Origin of the sequence: Streptomyces sp. NPDC006733 (assembly GCF_040636125.1) — a bacterium.
In the GTDB taxonomy this organism is placed as follows: domain Bacteria; phylum Actinomycetota; class Actinomycetes; order Streptomycetales; family Streptomycetaceae; genus Actinacidiphila.
Genome location: NZ_JBEYJD010000059.1, coordinates 1 through 21,642, shown reverse-complemented (window position 1 = coordinate 21,642; position 21,642 = coordinate 1). Strand labels below are relative to the sequence as shown.

At 68.9% G+C, this 21,642-nt stretch carries 12 protein-coding genes; 4 read left to right on the top strand and 8 right to left on the bottom strand.

What is annotated here, in order from left to right:
• The first annotated feature begins 20 nt into the window (after positions 1-20).
• From ABZ721_RS35665 to ABZ721_RS35650, 4 genes are all read left to right on the top strand, one after another.
• Positions 21-2,408 carry a DEAD/DEAH box helicase family protein gene (locus ABZ721_RS35665; RefSeq protein ID WP_358792943.1) on the top strand — a complete coding sequence of 796 codons (2,388 nt, stop codon included), beginning with the start codon at positions 21-23 and terminating at the stop codon, positions 2,406-2,408.
• A 2,044-nt stretch (positions 2,409-4,452) separates the two neighbouring features.
• Entirely contained in the window at positions 4,453-4,716 is a 264-nt protein-coding gene (locus ABZ721_RS35660) for a helix-turn-helix transcriptional regulator (protein WP_358792942.1), read from the top strand.
• 177 nt (positions 4,717-4,893) lie between these two features.
• The gene (locus ABZ721_RS35655) at positions 4,894-5,784 is read left to right on the top strand and encodes a DUF6083 domain-containing protein (RefSeq protein WP_358792941.1); all 891 of its coding nucleotides are present in this window, start codon (positions 4,894-4,896) and stop codon (positions 5,782-5,784) included.
• A gap of 80 nt (positions 5,785-5,864) precedes the next feature.
• Positions 5,865-7,340, top strand: coding sequence for a UvrD-helicase domain-containing protein (locus ABZ721_RS35650; RefSeq protein WP_358792958.1), 1,476 nt, complete (start codon positions 5,865-5,867; stop codon positions 7,338-7,340).
• A gap of 224 nt (positions 7,341-7,564) precedes the next feature.
• Here ABZ721_RS35650 and ABZ721_RS35645 read toward each other — a convergent pair whose 3' ends face one another.
• From ABZ721_RS35645 to ABZ721_RS35610, 8 genes are all read right to left on the bottom strand, one after another.
• On the bottom strand, positions 7,565-8,611 hold the full coding sequence (locus ABZ721_RS35645; RefSeq protein WP_358792940.1) for a hypothetical protein: 1,047 nt from the start codon (positions 8,609-8,611) through the stop codon (positions 7,565-7,567).
• Positions 8,612-8,649: 38 nt separating this feature from the next.
• Positions 8,650-9,309: a DUF2290 domain-containing protein gene (locus ABZ721_RS35640; RefSeq protein WP_358792939.1), complete on the bottom strand. Its 660-nt coding sequence runs from the start codon at positions 9,307-9,309 to the stop codon at positions 8,650-8,652.
• Positions 9,296-11,446, bottom strand: coding sequence for an ATP-binding domain-containing protein (locus ABZ721_RS35635; RefSeq protein ID WP_358792938.1), 2,151 nt, complete (start codon positions 11,444-11,446; stop codon positions 9,296-9,298). The genes ABZ721_RS35640 and ABZ721_RS35635 overlap by 14 nt, the downstream gene beginning before the upstream one ends.
• A gap of 123 nt (positions 11,447-11,569) precedes the next feature.
• Complete coding sequence (locus ABZ721_RS35630; RefSeq protein ID WP_358792937.1) at positions 11,570-12,169, bottom strand: hypothetical protein; 600 nt, start codon at positions 12,167-12,169, stop codon at positions 11,570-11,572.
• Positions 12,170-12,234: 65 nt separating this feature from the next.
• Positions 12,235-15,081, bottom strand: a complete 2,847-nt coding sequence (locus ABZ721_RS35625; protein ID WP_358792936.1) for an RNaseH domain-containing protein — start codon at positions 15,079-15,081, stop codon at positions 12,235-12,237.
• Positions 15,071-18,391 carry a hypothetical protein gene (locus ABZ721_RS35620; protein ID WP_358792935.1) on the bottom strand — a complete coding sequence of 1,107 codons (3,321 nt, stop codon included), beginning with the start codon at positions 18,389-18,391 and terminating at the stop codon, positions 15,071-15,073. Before ABZ721_RS35620 ends, ABZ721_RS35625 begins: the two co-directional genes overlap by 11 nt.
• Positions 18,381-19,553, bottom strand: coding sequence for a hypothetical protein (locus ABZ721_RS35615; protein WP_358792934.1), 1,173 nt, complete (start codon positions 19,551-19,553; stop codon positions 18,381-18,383). The genes ABZ721_RS35620 and ABZ721_RS35615 overlap by 11 nt, the downstream gene beginning before the upstream one ends.
• A gap of 81 nt (positions 19,554-19,634) precedes the next feature.
• Positions 19,635-20,108 (bottom strand): hypothetical protein, encoded by a 474-nt coding sequence (locus ABZ721_RS35610; RefSeq protein WP_358792933.1) that lies wholly within the window; start codon positions 20,106-20,108, stop codon positions 19,635-19,637.
• Positions 20,109-21,642 lie beyond the last annotated feature (1,534 nt).

The window sequence follows — 21,642 nt, the reverse complement described above, 5'->3', positions numbered from 1 at the left end:
CTGACCGCCGAGGGACCCCGATGCTGCCCCACCCCACTGCCGAACCCCCGCCCCACCCCGCCCGCCACCAGCTGCGCCGCCACCAGCGCACCGCCCGCGACGCCGGCTACAGCGCAGTGCGCGACGGCGGCCGCGCCACCCTGGTCTCCCCGTGCGGCACCGGCAAGACCCTCATCGCCTGCCGCATCGCCGAAGACCTCACCCGCACCCGCCACGCCACCCGGGTCCTGGTCCTGGTCCCCACCTTGGACCTCCTCGTCCAAAGCGCCCGCGTCTGGCGCGAACAAAACCAGCACCACGGCACCCTGCTCGCCGTGTGCAGCCCGCGCCCCGACCTCGACGCACTCGGCATCCCGCGCACCACCGACCCCGGTGAACTGGCGGCCCGCCTCAACGACCAGGACGCCTACACCGTCTTCGCCACCTACGCCTCCCTGCGCGGCGCCGACCAGCCCGCCACCAATGCCGAGGAGACGGACGAGGACACCCGGCGCAAGGAGGACCCAGGGGAGCAGGGCACCGGCGCGCTCATCGCCGCCCACGCCACCGGCTCACTGCCCCCCTGGGATCTGATCATCAGCGACGAGGCCCACCGCACGTCGGGATCCGCCAGCAAAGCGTGGGGCGCCGTCCACGACGACGCCCAAGTCCCCGCCCGGCGCCGCCTGTACTTCACCGCCACCCCCCGCATCTGGGAGACTGACCCCGCCTACGCCGAAGGCCTGCACCCCACCCGCGGCGGACCCGTCCTGGCCGCCTCCATGGACGACGAGGACCTCTTCGGCCCCACGGTCTACCGCATGGAACTGAGCCAGGCCATCGCCGAAGGCCTCGTCTGCGACTACCGCATCGTCCTGGTCACCGTCGACCACCCCGGCCTGCAAACCCACCTGCGCCGCACCCGCAGCGCCACCGCCCAGGACACCATCGCCCTCACCAGCCTGGCCACCGCCCTGTTCAAAACCGCCGCCCGCTACGGCACCGGCAAATGGGTCACCTTCCACCACCGCATCGACGACGCCGACGCCCTGACCCGCGCCCTGCACACCGCCGCCGGCGACCTCGACACCACCACCACCACCGACGGCCCCACCGGAACCGTCCCCCTGATCCCGCCCACCTTCCGCGCCGACACCGTCTACATGAACCACCCCCAGCGCGTCGAGATCCTCACCAACCTCGCCTCACCCGCCCCCCGCACCGACGACGACCTCCCCTCCTTCCTCACCATCGTCTGCAACTGCCGGCTCCTGATCGAAGGATGGGACTCCACCAGCGTCGACCTCTGCTTCGCCGCCCCCCGCCGCGACGTCACCGGCATCGTCCAAGCCCTCGGCCGCGCCCTGCGCCCCCGCCCCGATGGCTCCAAAGCCACCCTCCTGGTCCCCATCTACCTCGCCCCCGGCGAAAACCCCCAGGACCTCCTCAACCACCGCACCTACCAGCCGCTCTACGACGTCCTACTGGCCCTGCGCGCCCACGACCGCCGCATCAGCGACCGGCTGCCCACCACCCACCTCGGCGAAAAGGCCCCCGCCCCCCACCCCGACACCACCCCGCCCAGCACCGCCCCCCAGGACCCCGCCGCGGAGCAGCAGGTACAGCCCACCACCGACCGCCCCCACCAGGCCGCCGCCCCCTCCTTCGACCCCGCCGCCCCCGCGCCGGAGATCGTCACCCCCGATGGCGTCCCCCTCACCGCTACCGAGATCGCCGACGTCATCACCCTGCACGTCACCCGCCCGCCCGGCGTCACCGCCGACTGGATGCGCGGCGCGTCCGCCGCGGCGGACTACGCCAACACCCACGGCCATCTCGCCCCCACCCGCACCACCCCCAGCACCGCCCCCCACCTCGTCGACCTCCCCACCTGGCTCGACCTGCAACGCACCGCCCGCCGCGCCGGCGAACTCGCCCCCTGGCAAATCCACTACCTCGACGCCTACGGCATGGTCTGGGAACCCCGCCAGACCAACCGCGAACAACTCCTCAGCTACGCCGAGGACTACGCCCGCGCCCACGGGGGACTGGCCGTCGCCTCCACCTACCAGGCGCCCGACGGCCGCAAACTCGGCCGCGAACTGACCAACCTGCGGCAACGCGCCAAGAAGCAAGCCCTCACCGGTGCCACCGACAGCGACCCCGCAGCCAGCGACGACCAGCGCGGCTTCACCGACCTCCTCGACGCCCTCTACCAGATCGACCCCTGGTGGAACCCCCCGTGGCCCCTGCCCTGGCAACGCCACTACCAGCAAGCCCTCCAACGCCACCGCAGCGGCCAGCCCCTGGCCCGGCCGGGCGATACCCGCACCTACCGGCAGTGGCTCACCGACCCAGGCACCGGCCTCACGGTGGACCAACAGGACCTTCTGCGTGCCATCGCCCATCCCGCCCTTGTGCAAAAGTAACGCCACCTTGCCCGGGGGGCAGCCGCCTCCACCTTGCCCCCCGGCGGCGGCGGCGCCGGCAGGCAGGACGCGAGGGTGCGGAAGCAGCCGTAGGCGCCGGACGCCTACGGTGAGTCCTCACTCGCGCAGCTCGCGATGGATCGAGGGAAGGTTGTGACCGTCTTCCCGCCAGCGGGCATGCTGAAAGGGCCTGTCTCGTCTAGCACAGGCAGTCGTCCGGCTGCTTGAGCCAGCAGGTGTCGAGGCTGCCGGCCCGGACGTAACCGCGAACGGTGCAGTGGTCCAGCCGCGATGTCTGACCCATCACTGCCAGGGATTGCCTGCAGGGCCGGCAGCGCCTGGACCGCTTCGCATCCCTCTGCCGCGCTGACCAGGTACCGGTGCCGGTCCGCGACATCGAGGCTGCGGCCCGTCGGGACGAAGGGCTCGGCCACTACCCCCGGCGGCTCCGTCGTAGCCAAGCTCCTTCGCGGGCATCTCCGACGTGCATGGGGCTGCGCGAACGCGGCCAAAATGCAACCGTGGTGGGACTGACCGTCTTCTCCACGGCCTCCGAGACTTTCCGCCACAACTGCCAGGAGGTATCGGCGCGCCGGTGATGCGGTCGGGTGGACGCCAAAGGGACCTGGAAGGGGTCGTCCCTCGCCAGGGCGGGTAGTGCCGCGTGCCGTGGGTGCTGTATCGGTTACTCGTTGGGGATGGTGGTGAGGGTTCCTTCGGTCGCGGTGGTGACGGGGCTGGGCGCTGTCGATCTGCGGGTTCGGTGGTGGCCGCCGAAAGGCGGCCCGGGCACGTGGGTGGCTCGGGCCAGACCCTTTCCGCGTCGCCTGAAGACTCGATACCGCGGTGAAATTGCACCTTCGCGCACGATGCCGCTGTGGCGCACCGGGCTGACCGGGTCCTCACCTTGACGACGACTTCCTGCGGGGTGTGCCATGGGCACCGGCCGCGGACTGGCCCGCCAGCTGCTGCGCCCGGGCCGCACCGCCGACCGGGCCGCCAAGGACGGTCGCGCCGATTCCGCACCACCGTCCTGGCCCAGACCGCCGCCCATTTGTCGTCGCATCGGTGACCTGGCACGGCCGCGAGGGGAATTTGCACACTTTCCCAGTCCCTCGCAGCTCTGACCGCTTCTCACCGATCGAACCAGAATCTTTCATCGAACTGTCCTATGCTCTTTGGATGTTCCCTTCCTAGCCGCAGGCGCGGCGGGGACCACGGTCCATATCCTCCTGGTCCAGCCGGTGCTCGGCGGCACCTACGGCGCAACGCTGTCCTGGACGCTGGTGGCGATCGTGGCGGCTGTCGCCATCGCCGTGAGCGGATCAACTGCTGCTCGTAGAGCCGGCGGTTGGCGACTCCGGGCAGATTGACATCCGGCCCCGGGCACGGACCTCAGGGGTCTAATCCGTCCGCCCAGCAGGTGTGTTCCTCGACGCCGCTGCCGTCGTCTATGTCGAAGTGGGTAGGTGCTGCGCTGGGGGAGCCGTTTGTTGGTTCGGGGACGGCAGCGGAGTAGGTCGTGGTGGTTGCGCACGCCCGGCAAAGGTCCGCCAGGCGCCACGTGTTTCCCGCGCGGTTGCGCGTGAGGGTGAGCAGGATCGATCCATCGCAGCCGCGTTGGCGGGGGTGCCAGGGGCAATTCTGGGCGCCGCACTGGCAGGTCCGCAGATGGGGAGCCAGCGGGTTGCGGCGGGCGTGCTGCGCCAAGTGGGCCAGCACGGCGGCGTGGGCGCCTGCCCCGGCTGGGAGGGATTGAGTCCCACATTGCGGGCAGCTCAGCACCAGGCCGGGAGGGGCCGCGCGCAGTTGCACAGCCCAGCACCGGGCCGGCTGCCGGGTGATGGCAGACCCCATGGGGCGTTCCTCTCCTTCCTGCCGGGCCAGGGCGGCCCTGGCCTTGCGGGTGTCGGCGGCAGGGCCCTGTTGGGCCGCGGCGGCACACGGTAGTGCAGACTCCTGCCCTCTCCCGGGGTGCCCAGAGGGAGAAATAGGGCAGAGATCTGCACTGACAGGGCAAGTGTCTGCACCGTCGGATGGACGGGTGACGATCTTCCCGCCCGACCCCGACCTCGGAGCACTCCGCCTGGAGCTGTCCCGGCTGCGGGCTGAGCGCGGATGGACCTACGACGAGCTCGCCGCCCGTACCGGCCTGGCCCGACGCACTCTGATCGAGATCGAGCAAGGGCGCACCATCGGCAGCCTCAAGACCTGGCATGCCCTCGCCCACGCCCTGGGCGCCCCCCTGGACCAACTCCTGGGGACCTTGTGCGCGGGCCACGAACCCCCCACCCCACCGCTCGCCTGACGCCTGGTCGGAGGGAGCGCGGCGCCGAGCCGGCGCTGGCCACCGCCACCCGAACTGGTACCGGCACGCGAACGCACGAACCAATAAGCGAACGTCTGCGCGGGAAATGCCGCCTCCCGGGGGACATTTGCGGCTCCGACATCCCGGTGACGGCGTGTCGCCTGCGACGGTCCCCGCATGCGCGCCACCAACAACCCCGCCGCTGACGGCTTCGCCTGGGACGGCACCCCCAAGAACCGCCGCCCCCCGCGCGCCCTGCGCGTCAGCCCCGACAGCCCCACCAAACTCCTGCGCTCCTGCCAGGCCGGCCACTGCACCGCATGCGGTAACCGCGTCGAGTGGTACTACCGCGACAACGACCGCCCCGTGCCCCTGCACCCCGGCGAACTCCCCACCCGCCTGGTCCCGGACGGCCAGCGCTGGCATGTCCTGTCCGGGGTAGCCCGACCGACCCAGGACGGCTCGCCCTGGTGCCGCGTCCACCACCACTCCCTATGCCCCGCCACCCCCGATCCCGGCACCCCCGGCCTGCAAGCGGCCCGCCGGAACCTGGCGCTGAACACTCGCCGCCTGATGGACGCCGGCCGCTTCACCCCGCACCAGAACCCGCCCGACGCCGAACCGACGCCGGCCCCTTCCCGCCGCCCTACGGTCCAACTCCTCCACCTGCTCTACCTCGCCCCCGTACCCATCGACCAGATCCTCTGCGTGGCCCAGACCCGCACCCGCCACCGCTGCACCCTGCCCCTGCTCGCACCACGCACCACACCGGGCACCTGGATCCTCATCCCCACGCCCGCCACCGCCGGGCACCTGAGCGCCCCGAACCTTCCCACCGCGATGGCCGCCTACGACCTCACCCAGCTGCCGTACGCCGAACAACTGCGCTGGCGCGCCCAACGCTGCTCCGCTCACGCCGCGACACCCTCCGCCGCCGACGCCGCCCTGACCGGCTGGGAACCCTTCGACCCCTTCCTGCACCACCAGCACATCCACCCCCACCTTCCCGTCGCAGCGAACAGCCACGACCTGCCGGACCCCCTGCCACGGCATCCGCCGCCCCCTTGAGCACACAACCGAACGTCGTGCCCCCGCACCCCACACCATCCAGGCCGTCACCCCCTTTGAACCCCTCGGAGCAACCCGTGCTGAACCCCACCGACGAACAGACCACAGCCGCCGACCGCTTCCACGCCGGCGACCACCTCGCCCTGCAAGCCGGCGCCGGCACCGGCAAAACCAGCACCCTGCTCCTCCTCGCCTCCCGCACCCAACGCCGCGGCCGCTACATCGCCTTCAACAAAGCCATCGCCCTCGACGCCGCCACCCGCTTCCCCCACACCGTGCACTGCAAAACCGCCCACGCCCTGGCCTACGCCGCGATCGGCCACCGCTACGCCCCGCGCCTGAACGCCCCCCGCCAGGCTGGCTGGCGCACCGGAGCGGCCCTGGGCCTAACCCAGACCGTCCGGATCGGGGAACGGGACATCACCGCCAGAACGCTGTCCCACACGGTCTTGCACGCGGTGGCCCGCTACTGCCACTCCGCCGACCGCACCCTGGCCGCCCACCACATCCCGCCCCTGCGAGGCCTGGAAGACAAAGACCTCCACGCCGAGCTCACCGAGCTGCTCCTGCCCTTCGCGCACAAGGCCTGGGCCGACCTCCAGCACCCTGAGCAGGGGGTGGTCCGCTTCGACCACGACCATTACCTGAAACTGTGGGCGCTGTCCGACCCCACCATCGACGCCGACTACCTGCTGCTCGACGAAGCCCAGGACACCAACCCCGTCCTGGAGCAGGTCTTCTGCGCCCAGCGCGAGCACGCCCAGCTCGTTGTGGTCGGCGACTCCGCCCAGGCCATCTACGGCTGGCGGGGAGCGCGCGACATCATGACCGGCTTCAACGGAACCGCCCTGACCTTGTCACAATCCTTCCGCTTCGGCCCCCGCCTGGCCACCGAGGCCAACCGGTGGCTGGCCATCGCCGACGCCCCGATCCGCCTGACCGGAACGCAGGCGCTCCACACCGAACTCGGCGAGGTCCCCGACCCCGACGCTGTGCTGTGCCGCACCAACATCGGCGCGATGACCGAGGTCATGGCACACCTGGCCGCAGGCCGGACCGTGGCCCTGGCCGGCGGAGGGCACAGCCTGCGCACCCTGGCCACCGCCGCGCAAGATCTCAAGGACGGCCGCCGGACCCCGCATCCCGAACTGGTGCTCTTCCCTACCTGGGGCGAGTTGCAGGAGTACGCCGAGCACGATCCCGCCGGCCGGGACCTGAAACCGTTCGTGGACCTCATCGACCAGCACGGCACCGAGGAGGTCCTGGCCGCCGTCGACCACCTCAGCCCCGAAGGCCGCGCCCAGGTCACCGTCTCTACTGCCCACAGGGCCAAGGGCCGCGAGTGGGAGACCGTGCGGATCGCCGACGACTTCACCCCGCCCAAGGACACGGACGTTCAAGACAGCAACGGCCATCCCCTGCCTGGGCCCATCGAGGACACGGAGGCCCGCTTGGCCTACGTGGCCGTCACCCGGACCCGCAACCGCCTCGACCTCGGCGGCCTGTCCTGGATCCACCAGCACCCCGACGGAAACCCGGCACCGAGGCCACGCTGACGGAGAAACCCCTGCGGGGCCGCCACCCGAGACGACCATAAGACGGTGCTCGGCTGGCTGCCGCCGGCGCGGCGGCCACCTGCAGGTCCCCACCGGCTCCCTGCCGATCCGCGGTCAGCCCTGTTCCAGCGGCACGCCGTCCTGCTCCCGGCCAGGGAAGTACCGGACACGGTTACGGGACCAACCCTCCGTCCGCTGTGCCGCCGAGCCGCGCCCCGGGCGGGTCAACGGGGTCCGTGCGCACGCCAGGCAGCGGCGATGGTCGATTCCAGAGCGGAGTCCGCGGTGCCGGGTGTTTCGGTCAGGGCCGCCAGGTGGTGCAGCGTCACCAGGGCGCCGGCAGCGTCGGGGTGCTCGGTGGCGAGGAGGTCGACGAGGTCGTCTTCGGACAGGGGCTCGTCGAGTTCGGACAGGTCGTGCAGGATGCCCTGCAGCGCGGGATCCGTGAGGGCGGCTGCCTCCAACAGTGCGCTGGCGCCGGCGCGCGTGGCGAGAGTGTCGTGCAGCGTGCGGCAGATGTCCGGGGCACTGGGTCTCGTGGCGGCCAGGTCAGCGGCGCGGTTGAGGAGCATTGGCCAGCCGCCGGTGGTGGCGTAGAGGCTGCGGCGGTTCTCGGGGGCGTTGAACACGGTCAGGGCATCGGTGGGGGTGACCCAGCTGCGGATGCCGTCGGCGGTGGCGCGTTGCAGCGGGACCAGGAGGTCCTCTGCCGTGTGACGCGACAGGACCTCGAGATGGTCGCGGTTCCCAGCGTCGATGAGGGCGATGACGCAGCGGGTGACGCCGGAGGCCGGCTGGCGGGTGACGGCGTCCCGCAGCGCGGTATCGACGGCGTCGGGCTTGAAGGCCCGCATGTCGCTGATGATCAGCCGGTGGGGGCCGCGGGCCTTGCCTGCGCTCAGGGCTTGGCGGTAGGCGTGGAGCGTGGTCGGTTGGATCAGGGGCGCCAGGTCACTGGGGGTGCGCTGCTGCTGGTCGGCCAGCACGGTGGTGACGTCGTCGAGGCAGGTGGCGTCGGTGCCCAGCACGATGCGCAGCGCGTTGTCGCGGCGCACCAGGCCTGCAATCTGCTGTTCGGTCAGGGGGCTGATGCGGGCACCGGCAAGCGGACGGCGCGCCTGACTGATGGACAGGCGGGTGGGGACGTCGTTGGGATCGTGGGCGTGGAGTTCTTCCTCGATGGCGTCGGGGGTGCCCAGCAGCCGCAGGACGTTGGAGGAGCGCAGGCGCCAGCCGTCGCGTTCGGTGGCGAGAATGCCCAGGCCCACCATCTCCTCGAGCAGAACCCGCGTGGGCTGTCGCTAACTCCCTAGTGCCACATCAGGTGGGGGCTTGTGCGGTCGTGGTCGGTGAGGGTGCGTTCACCGATCTGCCGGGTGGCGCCGCCGGTGAAGTAGCTGCGGTGGGCTGCCCACAGATCGGCGTAGAAGTGCCGGAAGACGAAGTCAGCGAAACGCCCTACGTGTAGAGGAGCGGCGCAGGCGATCCGGCAGTGTGCCGAGTTGATGGTCAGATGCGAGGCTGGGTGCCCCGGGGTGGCGGAGGCGGGATCGTAATCGAAGCGTATGGCGGAGTGCAGCACCATGCTGGTGGGGGCGTCCGCTATGTAGATGTCAACGACGTCCAGCAGCGGTTCCACGCGGACCAGCGCGTGGTCCATGCGGTACGGGGCGGGTATGTAGGCGAGCCGGTGGCCACTGATCTCACCTCCCTCCACGTCGTAGGTGAGCTGCAGGAGCGCTCCGTCGAGGAGGTAGGCGGAGAAGGCGCCGGCCTGCACCCATCGGCGGTAGTCCTCCAGGCCGGGATCCCCGCGGTGGGTGAGAAAGGGCAGGCTGGGATCGAGCGGATGCCACGAGACTCGGGTGCCGTCGATGGAGACCGGGTTGATGTAGACGGCGATCTCCGCAGTGAGCAGGTAGTCGAGGAGGTTGTTGATGTCGTCGCGGACGGCTCTAGGCGTCGTCACCCGGCAGCTCTTCCCTCAGCTTGGTCATCAGACGTGTGCGCAAGGCCGGGGGGATGTCGCCGAAGTCGATCTCTTCTGCCTCGTAGGCCTCCATGAACATCTGCAGGCCTTCGGTGGCCCGCTGCACCGAAGCGCGGCCGTCGGCTGACTGGCTGCGGTTCACCTGCCGCATCTGGTTCAGCTTCGCGCGGCTGGGGATCGTGAATTCCAGCTCGAAGTTCTTGGCGCGGACCGTGTCGACCTCGCGGGAGATCACAGCCATGGCGTCGCCGTAGCCCACGATCCGTACCCAGGCCCGGCTGCGAGTGATGGCGGTGAAGAGGGTGTTGCGGCGGGTGACCGCGTTGTATTCGCTGGCTGCGTGCTGGGCGTCGACGACGTAGACCATCGGTGCCTCGTTGCCCTTGGCACGGAAGATGTGCGCCAAGGCGACGGAGCCCCTGACGAAGACCGTGTCCGCGCTGGTGCTGACGCCCACCAGGTGTGAGGGGATGTCATGTTCGCGCAGGGTCCGCATCAGCCGCGGGGCGCGGGACTTCGCGCGGTAGACGTCGGGCAGGACGATCAGGATGTCGTCATGCTCCAGTTCGTCCTCGGTGAGGTTCTTGCGGATCTGCTGGGAGACCCAGATGTCCTGTGCTTCCTGGCTGTCGAATGCCTGCATGACAACGGCGTCATCCACCTGCAGCCGATCGCGGAAGTAGGCCGGGGCGCTGTCGTGTTTGCGTCTGAGGGCGACACGGGCACCGAGGGCCAGTTCACCGCGCACGGTCTCGTAGCCGATGTCGTCCCACAGCGCCGGGTCGTCGAAGTGCTGCAGCAGGCCGCCTTCCCGGTAGGCGCCGATTCCCAGGGCGTGCGCGGTGGCCAGAGCCCACGGGGTGTTGCGATAACAAATGGGCAGAACAACGTCCTTTCGCGGTTCCTTGTCCCGGTTGACGATGCTGACCAGGCTTTCTCCCTCGGGGCCGGTGCCGAAGAGCTCGTCCGTGCTGGGCATCGCCGACTCGGACAGTTTCTGCAGCTCGTCATAGCCCCACACGATCCGCTTGGGGTCCTTGGTGAAGTGGTAGATCAGTTGGAAGAATTCCGGGGGAAGGTCCTGGGCCTCGTCGATGAGAACGACATCGAAGATGGGGTCCGGACAGGATTCCTTGACGATGGTCAGCAGCTCACGGCAGACCCCTTGGAAGGCGTCGTTCATTCCGTAGGTGGCGCGGGCATAATTCCAGTCCCGCGCTGTGGTACCGGCCGCACGGGCCATTTCGCTGTAGAGACCGGCTCGGGAGGCAGAGCCCCACGAGTGCATGATCTGCAGGAACTCCTCGTCCGGACGGTCATTGCTGTACTCGAATGTGAACCGTGTGACGAGATTGTCGATCTGCTCGTGCAACGCCCGGGAGTAGTAAGTGAAGGCGATGCGCCATTCAGGATGCTGGGTGTGCAAGTAAGCGGCCTTCAGCGCCAGGACCACCGTCTTGCCCGACCCGGCCAGACCGCGGATGCGCTGCGGTCCTTGTGGGGTCTCGATCGCTGCCTTCTTCTGCCACTGGTCCAGATTGGCTATTCCCGCCTCGATGATCTTCAGGACGGCACCGCGCGAGGCATCGTCCTGGACTGAGGCGCGCTTCTTGACCGGCTTGATGGTTGTCACCCGCTGCAGCGCCGCCTGCACCGCCCGCTCGAGGGACTCCTCCATCCTCGGCAACCGACCGACCTGCGCCGCAACGTCCTGCAGATCGCAGTAAATGCTGCTCTCGACACCGGAGTCAGGGGCCTCCACCCGGCCGGGAAACACCGTCACCGTGGTGATGTCCACGGCGAGCGACCGCCGCCGGCGCAGCGTCTGATGCTTGCTGAGCGTGCTGTCCAGCACGTTGTAGAGCCGGTCCTGACACGCCTGAGCCTCGTCCCACTGCGCCGCATCCTGCGGGATCGAGTCAGGCAGCAAGAACGCGACCAAGCCGTGTGCCTGGCTCACCATCAAGGCATCCACCTCGACGGTCTCCTCGGCTGTGGCCAGCACCGGATAGCCGAGGTACACCGTCCCCTCGTTAGTCACCTCACGCAGCTGCTCCGCCAGCGTCGAGGCGCGGATCCGATCCCGGCTCTCGCCGTACACCACCTGCAAAGACATGCGCGACGCAACTTCCTCGGGATCGGGTCAGGAGATCCCCTGGCCCTGCCTAGGGCCCCTGACCGTGCTGTGGACGTCATCCTAGTGATAATGCGGTGCCGTTCGTCGACCCCACGTCCGCAGTCAGTTGCCCTTGCTCTGTGCGTTATCGCAGTGCGCGGCAAGGTATGTTCGGCCGGCCGCGGTGAGGCGGTACTGCCAGGCACTTGCGTCCTCGATGTAGCCGTGTCCATCCGGACCGAGCCGGCGGGCCGCCACCCGCCCGATAGCGACCTTTGCAAGGGTCTGTTCGGGGGCGGCGGCGACCGTCTCGAGTGCCGCCTGTAGCCACTCGGGCAGGAGCGACGGATTGGGTACCTGCTCGGCGGAGATCGGGTGCAGGGCTCGCCCGACGGCTCGCCCGGCGCGTGTGAGCCGGACCTGGGTATGCCAAACCGGGCCGGTCGCACTGTCCTGTGCGATCCGTCTCAGCTCGATCAGCCCCCGGCGCTGCAGGGCGGCCAGCGTGGCACCGGCGCCCGCATCGAGCACGTGGTGCTGGCTCAGCTGCTGCTGGACCGCGGTGGCCTCGGCCGCAGGGTGGTCGACACCGTAGGTGATCCACCGCCACTGCTCGGCTGGCCGGCGCTCCCGGGTGGTGTGCCAGCGGCGTGCCTGCGTGCTCTCGTTGTCCTGGTCGATCGTGAACAGCACATTCAAGTACGCCTGCTGACGTTCGTTCAAGCCCTCCAGACGCCGACCCGCACCGCCTGGCGGCCCGCCATGCGGCGTAGGCGGTACGGGCGGCGTCATGAGGATTCCGGCTGCTCGATCGATTCGAGCTGGTGGGAGGGGAGCAGGGCCTGGCCGAGTTTGTAGGCCAAGTGCAGCTCGACGGGCAGCGTCACAGGATCGGCGAAGTGCGCGGCCGCGGAGCGGCGCTGATGAGCCAAGGCCGCCCACGCCGCAGCCGGGTCGTCACTTTGCTTAACCGCCACGAGCAACTCCAGCAGCTGTGGATTCCACACGTCCTTGCATGTATCCACCTTCCACACGAGCTCCTTGGCACGGTTCTTGCCCTGATGAGCCTCCAGCCGTGAACCGCCCGGGCTTCCTGGCCCTGCGGTATTGGGCTTGTCAGCGGTGGCGAAGAACAGCCGGTCGCTGTGCGTGCTGGCCCACAACCCGCCACCCACCCCAACCCGAGCCTGCGGACCGGCCTTGCCAAACGCGAAATGCTGCGCGCTCTCGTCAGCAACGTTGGTACGCAGCCGGATGTGTCGCAGCCCCTTGTACCGGTCTGCGTCAAGAGGCTTGTCGGGGTGAAAAGCGAGCCGGTCGGGGACCAGGTTGGGATTGGTCAGCGCCGGGCACTGCGAGCGGATGTTCTGGGCCAGAGTGAACAGAGCAAGGTCGCTGCCGTCACAGGACTCGGCCACGCAATCGGAGAAGAATTCCTGGATCTCCGGGTTTTCGAAGGTGCGCGGACGATTCCAACCCGCCAGCATTACGACCGCCTGATGGTAGGTGACCCAACCGGAGTGCGGTAGACGCACCATGACGTTCGACCGGTCGGGCACGCTCGCCACGGCCAAAGGCATGACGGCCCGGAAGTCACCGGTGCGGCGGACCACCCACAGGCCCAGGCACGCCACGTCGGTCAGCTGATGCTCTGTAGTGCCCTGCAGCGCCGGAGGCCTGATCAGGCCCGTCTGCCGGATCAGCAGGTCGCCGATGGCCCTGCGGGTGCGCTCCCGCTGGCTGTTTGTGCTCTCTGCCTCCGTGTCGTCATCAAGGCCGCTGCCCGATACGGCTGCGGCGGGAGGCCGCAGGTTCTGGGCGACCGCCCCGCAGGTGGCTGCCCCCGCACGCACGGACATCTTCGGGTCATGGTCGGCCGAGGCGAAGCCGTCGGCGCCGCGCATCTCCACCAGCACAAACCGAGACGTCACCCCAGACTCGGGATGCCCGAGCCGACTGCGTACCTGGACCTGGCGGCTGACGCCGGCGTCCTTCAGCCGGTCGCTGCGGCGCCTGATCTTTTCGTCCAGCTCCAGATCATCGGCGATCGCGCCCACCGGCTCCACACGCAACAACACCTCGAGTTCGGGCAGGGCGAACGTCTGCCGCCATACCTGGACCTGCCCGGACAGCTCCGCCGCGTCCAGCGGCAGGTCCAGCGCGAGGGCTACGGCCTTCAACGCCTCGTCGCGCATGGCAGCAGTGTCGCACCACAGGACGATCTCGATGCGTGATCCGGCGACTGCGGCAAGTGCGCCGCGGTCGATGCGCAGCAGTTCCTCAGCGGTTGGACGCACGCGGGCGGGGATCGGTACGCGAACGTGGGGCTCGTCCACTGCCGCGAAGCCTTCCAACGCTGGCACCAACTGGCTGAAGATACGCCACTTGTCCTTCGCAGACACGCCGTCGCCGACAGCGTGTCCGGTGTTCTTTCCCAGCCCAGGCCGATAGGGCACGCCCGCGATGGGCTCCCGGGGACGTCCTTCCTCGTCCAGCCCGGGCTCCAGGAAGCCCAGCGGATCACGGGCCAGCTCGGCCGGATGGGGCAGGAAACCGAACGAGCCCAGACGCTCCAGCGTGGGCACCAGGTCGTTGGCCCATCCCATGAACCCCTGCTTCGTGCCAGCCGGGCCTGAATGCCACGTCATGGACGTGAGCCCGAACGGGCTGCTGGCATCCGCCCAGGGAGAGGGGGAGAACAGGTGCACGCCGATGCTCCGCTTCGCATCGAACACGTTGTACCTGGCCCAGCGACGCATCCCGACCCGCACGTGCAACCGCGCCTGCGCCACCGCTTCCAAACCCCTGGTCTGCACCGACAGCCGCAGCGTGTAGGACCAGGGATAACGCACCTTGCCCCTACTCTCATACACATGCGGCGGCCAGGACACCAGCTCCGCCCCGTCCCGGGCAGCCGTACGCCGCCACCGGGTCGTGTGCACCACCCGGGCTGTCACACTTCTGTCTTCGCCTTCGTCACCGGACTGGTCAGCGATCTCGTCTTCGGTTTCCGGCCCGGTCCCCTCTTCTTCACCTTCGTCCCCGATGGGGTCCGTCGCCGCAGCACCATGGACGACATGCCAGTCCGTCAGGCACAGCTGTGTGGCCAGCGCATGGGGCACCAGGGTGTAGTCCGAGCCCTCGGGAGCCGTACCCGGCCCCAGGTCGAGGGTTTTGCGCGTGAACTTGAGGTCCTCTCCGCGGAATGTCTCCAAGATGGCGGCCAGTGCTGCGATGTCGATGGCCGGCGGGCGCGAGCGGCGCTCGGCTCGCTGGTTGCGGTGGATCGCGGCGGCCATCAGCCCGCCTTTGACGAATTCCACCAGCAGAGCGCGGTCCGGTGTCTTCTCGTCCGCGTCCGCCGCCCAGGCCAGCCACATCTGACCCCGCCGCGCGCGGGCGTCGTGCGTGAGGACTTGCGGCATCAACGCAGCGATCGCACCGTTGACCGCCCACAGAGGAATGTCCCGCTTCTCCTCCTGGCTCTCGCCCTCCGCGGCCGCTGGCCGGAAGATCTGTTCGCGCAAGGGCTGCGCCCATGCGGCGGGAAACTCGCACGTCCAATACCGGGCCAGGCGATGGTCGGCGAAAGACTGCAGGACAAGCGAGAGGGGTTGCAGGAGGTCATAGCGCACGGTGTTGCTCCACCAGGGTGTGCAGGGACTGTCGAAGGGGCCGGTACAAAGGTCCGGCGATTGCCCTGTCCGGCCCGTCGAGGGCTTCGTTGAGGGCGTCGAGCATGCCGACCAGCATGCTGTCGTCGTGCTTGGGGTCGAAGGCTGCGTCGCAGAAGTACACGCGGGCTGTGGCGCCGCCGCGCAGCATCCGGCCGATAATCTGGTCTAGCGGGGCAATGTTCGTCCAGTCCATGGCACGCCGCTGCGTCGAGTGGGCCTCGGTCGCCCGGTACTGCAAGCTCCCCTCCAGTAGGTTCAGCCACATACGGCGTCCCAGTTCGCGGAACATTCTCGCCCGCTCGCCCAGCGCCGTGTCGGGTCCGGCGGTGGGAACAGCGCGGCGGATCTCCTCCACCGCCCACCGGTTCATCGTCTGTACGTGGTAGCTGAGGTCTTCCGGGTGCAAGTGCGGACGGACCAGATAGAACGCAGCTCCCAACGCGGCGATGTGGTCGTCGTTGAGGATGTTGTGGCCGCGTTCGATGGCCAGCTGGGGCGCGATCAGGATCCACGCGTCCCGTTGCTTGGCCATCGCGTGCACACTGCCGCGGGCAATGGTCTGCCCGCTCCAGTGATGGCTGCCGGAATCGTCGTCGGGCACCATCTGCAGAACCTGGTCCGCCCATTCGGGCCGCATCCTGATCAGGTGCCGCAACACCTCCTCGGCCTCCCGATAGCTGCCCACCAGCAGCAGAACCCGCTGCCGCCCCTCCGGCAGCACGTCCCGGATCTCCTCCAAACGGCTCTTGCGCGGCCCGCGCGGTCCTTGCTCGTGCTGGCACAGTCCCGCCAGCAGTTCCCGCAGCGCTTCCAGACGGTCCTGGCCCTGCTTCCCGGACACGCTCACCGCGTACGCAGCCCCGCTGGAGGAACTCTTCTTGACCGGAAGGTACTTCAGCGAGATCCGCTGATGCAGAGGCACCCTGTCCCCGGTGTGGGAGGCCAGGATGCCCGCAACGGGGACCTGCACGTCATACCGTGGGGAGTTTCCCGCCCAGCTGGTGGCCGACAGCAGCAAACACGCAGGCCCCGGGTCCTCCTCGCCAGCCGCGCCCTCGTACAGGTGCGGCAGGTTGAGCAGCAACCAGCGGCCGATGCCCGAGCAGCGGAAGAACGACAGGGTACCGATCTGTTCCAGCGCCCCCTCGTGCTCCCGGTACTGAAAACCCAGCAGGTTGCCCATGGGGGACTCCGGCACCAGAGGCAGATACTCTGCTGGCGGACGGTGCACGAGGCTGGAGCCCATGGCCTCCAAGCCGGTCTCCATTTCCACTTCCCAGCAGGCGCGGGTCAGCAAGGCAAGCTTTTCGGCCAGTAGCGCGACGATCATGGTGACCTGGAACCGCACGGCCAGCCGTTCCAGAGCCTGGTCTCCGGCAAGGACGACGTCGTCCTGCCCGCGCAGCCACTCCACGAGGTCCTGGGTGACCAGGCCGGGCGGCTGATAGCCGCGTGCGGTCAGATCACGCAGGAACGCAACGGACGGGTCCGCGCCCAAGTAGCGGCCCGCCGGGGCGTCGAGCCACTGAGTGAAGACAGCCAGCCACCGCGCGCGACACTCTTCGTCCGAGTCCCACAGCGGCCGCTGCCCCCGACGCGGGGGGCCGCCGTCCCGTTGTGAACGCGGGCGGCGGGAAATCTCACCGGCTAGTCCCACCGCTAGTCGCCACTCATTGAAGTAGCCCTGGCTCAGCCATTCCCGCACATGACTGTGCTCGGCCAGCAGATTGCGCAGATGGGTCACCAGGAGTCCAGCTGTGCTGATGTCGATGGACCAGTCCCGCACCGGCTCGCTGAACAGGTGCTGACCGCGGGTATGGCGCATGTGCCGTTCGAACAGCGGCCGCACCTCGTCGAGCCAGGCATCCTCGCCCGGCCCGGCCAGCGACTGCGAGGGGCTGAACGCCTGGTCCCACTGGATCTGCACCCGGTCCGCCTCGTCCACGACGAACGCGTCGCTGCGCTGCCAGGCCAGTTCCAGGTACCGCAGGTCGCGCTGCGACAGCTGCTCGGGGACCCGGCAGTGCAGCAGGCTCGCGGACGTGGCCACCCACACGGTGGCATCCACCAACTCCCGTGCCGCCTCATACCGCCCGCACACCGGCAACAGCGAACATCCCACGGCGGCCTCCCGCTGTTGCTGCTCCGCACCCTCGCCGCTCCACGGCCGCAGCCGGTGCGCGCAGGGGGCGTCCTTCAGCGCCAGCGGCTCCGTCAGCTCGGCCACGCCCTGCAGCACACATTCGGTGGAGATCCACCGTAGCCGGGGATCCTCCAGCAGCTCCAGGCCCCGAGCGTGTGCGTGTGCCGGGCGGTGGACCTGCTGCAGGTGACGTCCGCGGTTGGCTGCCCCCAGGATCGGCGCCGCCCGTACCCCGTAGCGGCACAGCGCGGTGACCATGTCGAGAACAGCCACGACATCCCCGAGGACCACCGTCAGCGTGTGCCGGCGGTGCGGCTCGGCACACGCCGACACGGCGGCGACGGTGATCAGCGTGGTCTTGCCGACAGCCGGCATGCCCACCACATGCATCACGTCCGCGAGCACCAGCTTTGTTGACTTCTTCAGCCGGCCGTCGCTCTGACGTACCAGCAGGTACAGGTCGTCGATCCGACCGCGCCAGTTGTTGCGCAGACCCAGCTGTGCATCCACCGCGTCCATCTGGTCGGCAGTCGCGGTGAGCGCCGACCAGCGCAACACCACCTTCTTGCGATGCCGCCCGGCACGATGCCGCTGCACGGGGGAGCGGCTCATCCCCTCCGGGACCACCACACTGGCGTCCCCGCGCCCCATGCGGTAACGCACTCCCTCCTCAGCCAACCGCACCTGCCGCTCACGGTGCTCCGGCAGCGCCGCCAAGGCCCGCGCGTACTGCCGGTCCCGGTCGGAGGCCACCGACACCGACTGACGCCGCTCGGGAGGCTGCAACGGGTCCTTCACGTCGAACAGCCGCAGCATCTCCGGCAGTGCCTGATACGACTCCAGAGCCTTGTTCCAGGCCGTCGGGCTCTTCAACTCGCCCACCAGCCACCGTAGAGCCGACGACGTCGCAACCACCCGCTGTCGGCGCGTACGGAAGTCGTAGCCGCCCATCAGGGCCCAGGCATCCGCAGCCGCTGCCCCCTCAGCCCACGACTCCAGCGCGAATAGCCCGAGCTCCACCGAGGCCACCAGCCGCACGTCCACGCGACCCAGACCGTTGCTCTTGGCCGCCCGCCGTAGCTTATGCCCCAACTGCTTGTACCAGCTACTGCGATCACGGGCCACAGACGACCTCCCCTGCCCCCGCCGTACCCAGATCAGGACAGGACGCCACCAGATCGTCGTCGGAGACCACCTCGACCCAGGGCTGCGCCTTCAGGGCCTCGCTGCGCTGCACGAGGATCTTCACATACCTGCGATTAGCGCGCACCCGGTCCTGCGGAACGACCAGATACCCCTTGCGGTAGGCATGGGGGTCGTCGGCGCCCCATCGGGGGAACATCTTGATCCGGCGGGCCAGCAGGTAGGGACTGTGCCAGTCCTTCACATCCACCCCAACGCTGTGGCCGCCAGGCCATACGGCCACCAGGTCCAACGCGTCCAGCTTCGGATACAGCACCACCCGGGCCCCCCGCGCCGCCAACCGCCGCGCAAGATCCACTTCCGGCCGACCCGGCAGAGCCACGAACCTCACCAGTTCCGGCTCCAGACGCCGGGCTCCCTGCGCCTCCACCCGAGCCGGCTCCGGGAGGTCGTGCCGTTGCACGCACCGCCATACCTTGCACCGCACCCGGCCGTCCGCCTGCGGGGCGATCCACTGTCCGCACCCACCGCACACCGCCACCCGCCCGCCAGCCGCAGCCTCCGCAGTCACCGCCCCATACGACTCCTCCAGCCAGGTCGCCCACTGCGGCACATCCAGGACGGCGTTCTTCGCCGCCAGGAACTCGTCGGGCCCCAGCACCGCATGGTCGGTGACAAACAGACGCCACCGGGCGTACAACTCCGGCCGCCCCAGCAGGGCCGCGGTGTCCTTGACGTGCTTGACCAGCACACTCTCGTGTACCTCGGATACCACGTCCCGGGCCGTGACCGCCCACTCCAGGCAGAACTCGCTCGGCTCCCCGCCGATCAGAAGCCGCTCGCCGCTCACCTGCGCATCGGGATCGAACTCCAAGGGCCAGGAGTCCACCGGCCGCTGGGCACACCACACGCCCACCAGATCCTGTACGCCCACAGGCGCGTCCCTGCCCGCCCGCACACACAGGGCGGCCAGCCGGTCGAGCCCCAGCTGCAGACTTCTGTCGTAGGGCTGTTGAAGCCGACGCACCCCCGCCCAGCCGCGCATGCCTACCAGCCCTGACGCCACCAGACTCAGGACCACCTCGCCAGCACGGACCGCACTGGCACGCCCGGAATACACCGGGCCGAACTGTGTCAGACTCACCCGCCAAACGGTAGAGGTCCCCACTGACAGTTATCGCGCAAACCCGCCAGTAACCTCCAGCGAGCAGGAGCAACACCGAATTCACCCGCCCCTTTGAATCCCCTGCGCCATTCGCGCCAGGATCAGCCGCAGACGGTCGGCCCGCCCCGGCTCCCACGCCGGAAGCAGCACCCCCGACGCCGGGTCGAGCTGACCGCGCCACTGCGCGACGCGGTCTCGCACCGCTGTCTGCCACCCGTCCCAGTCGCTCCCCGGACTACTACTAACCAGCGACAGCCGCAACGGATGCCCCAGCATCTCCAGCCGGCTCGTTAGCGTTGACACCTGGGCCTCCGTCCAGGCCAGCACGTACCGGCCGCCCAGCGCACGCTCCAACACCGCCGCTCCCTCGGACGGAGCACACGCCCCATCCGGCACCCCGCGGCTGCGCACCCCGGCGAGCCGCACCACGACGTCGGCCAGGTCCTTCCCCTCCCCGTCCACCGCCGTCACCCAGGCCGCGACGGGAGGACGCGCTCGCCCCGCCGCCGTTTGACCTCCCTCCACCTCATCCACCCACACCACCGCAAGCCGAGGGTCTCCCAACAGGTCCTGCGCCCACCGGGTAAGTTGTCCGCGCAGTTGCCCCAATGACTCCTGGACGGCAGCAACTTCCCGCAGCCGCCAGCACATCGGGCACAGCCCACGCCCGTCCCGGACGATGAGAGGACGATCACAGCAGGCACCGCACCCCCCGCACCCGTGCGTCGTATGCGTACGCCTGCCCGCCGCCGCTTCCAACTGCCGCGCGGACGCAGCAGTCGGTCGGCTGGCCTCCACCTGGTACAGCCCCACCACCCCGTTGCGCCCGCGGTGGTAGGTGCTCACATAGGCCCCTGCCCGGCCGACCGGCTCCCGTGGAAGATCGGCCTTCAGCAGCTGAGTCCTCGACGCCAAGAACCACGGCACCTGCTCCCATTTCTCATACCTCACCGCCATGCCCAAACCTCCAGATCTTCACAATCAGTGATGGACCGACTAACGCGAAGGTAGCTCTCAACGGCGACAGAGGCAACTACAAAATAGTGCTCTGAGCAGCAGCTTTGAAGTTTTCAAACTAATACTTAGCCGACATGTTGGCGGAGTCCCCATTCCAATCCAGCCCGCAAAACATCACCCACTGTAATGACTTGATCCGCCAATCGCGCATACTCGGCCAACGCCTCCTGTGCACCCCGATCCAGCCCCACCCGGGAGACCACAACCCCCGGATGCCGGTCTCGCCAGTCCCTCAGCGCGGACATCGCTCCACCCGAGACTGACCAGCACCCACCCCGCACCTGCCGCGCTACCACCACGGGAAGTCGAAACGACACAGTCTCCGGATACCCACCGTCCTGAGCTCCCGGCCACCTTCCCATCTGTCCAGCCCCGCCCTCGGCATCCGGCCACTCCCTCAGCCACCGGCGCACCGTCAGTTCGTGACGCACCCCGTGCAAGGCAAGTGAATCGACCGTGTCCAGCAACCAACCCCCCTCACGCAGTCGCGCCACCTCTGTTCGCAACCGAACACGCACCGCGTCGGCTTCACGCCCACTCAGTCCCGCAACGTTCCACCTTTCCTCACCTGCCAACTCCCGCCGCAGGGCACGATGGCGCCCCACCACGATCTTCACCCGGGACCTTGTTCCCCGGGGCACCTTCACCGTCATCGACGCCAAACCCTCGTCAGCCACCACCCCAGATTTGCAGAAATCGGGACCCCCGACACGCAGCCGGTTCACTGAGGACAGACCCGGAAAGAGCCGGCGGCACCGCCACTGGGACCGAGGAGACAAGTCTTGCAATGCCTAGAGATAATCTAGATCGGCGCATAGATCTTCTGACGGGTCATCAAGTTCGTGTCAGAGATGCAGCTCGCTCCCTTGTTGCTGCGCCTTGGATCTTGAAGCGAAGGATGAGAGTAAAATCCCCACATAGAGGCAGGAAGTACGAGACGCAGTCTCGTACTTCCTGCGCTGTGAACCTCCTGCGCGCAGCGCAGGAGGTTCCTCGGGACGCAGTCCCGAGGTTGTGATGGGCGCAGCCCATCACAAAACCCATAAAGGAA

Coding starts and splice junctions, on each gene's coding strand:
- ABZ721_RS35645 (WP_358792940.1), bottom strand. CDS start 8,611: ATGGTGGGCCTGGGCATTCTCGCCACCGAACGCGACGGCTGGCGCCTG.
- ABZ721_RS35655 (WP_358792941.1), top strand. CDS start 4,894: ATGCGCGCCACCAACAACCCCGCCGCTGACGGCTTCGCCTGGGACGGC.
- ABZ721_RS35665 (WP_358792943.1), top strand. CDS start 21: ATGCTGCCCCACCCCACTGCCGAACCCCCGCCCCACCCCGCCCGCCAC.
- ABZ721_RS35635 (WP_358792938.1), bottom strand. CDS start 11,446: ATGTCTTTGCAGGTGGTGTACGGCGAGAGCCGGGATCGGATCCGCGCC.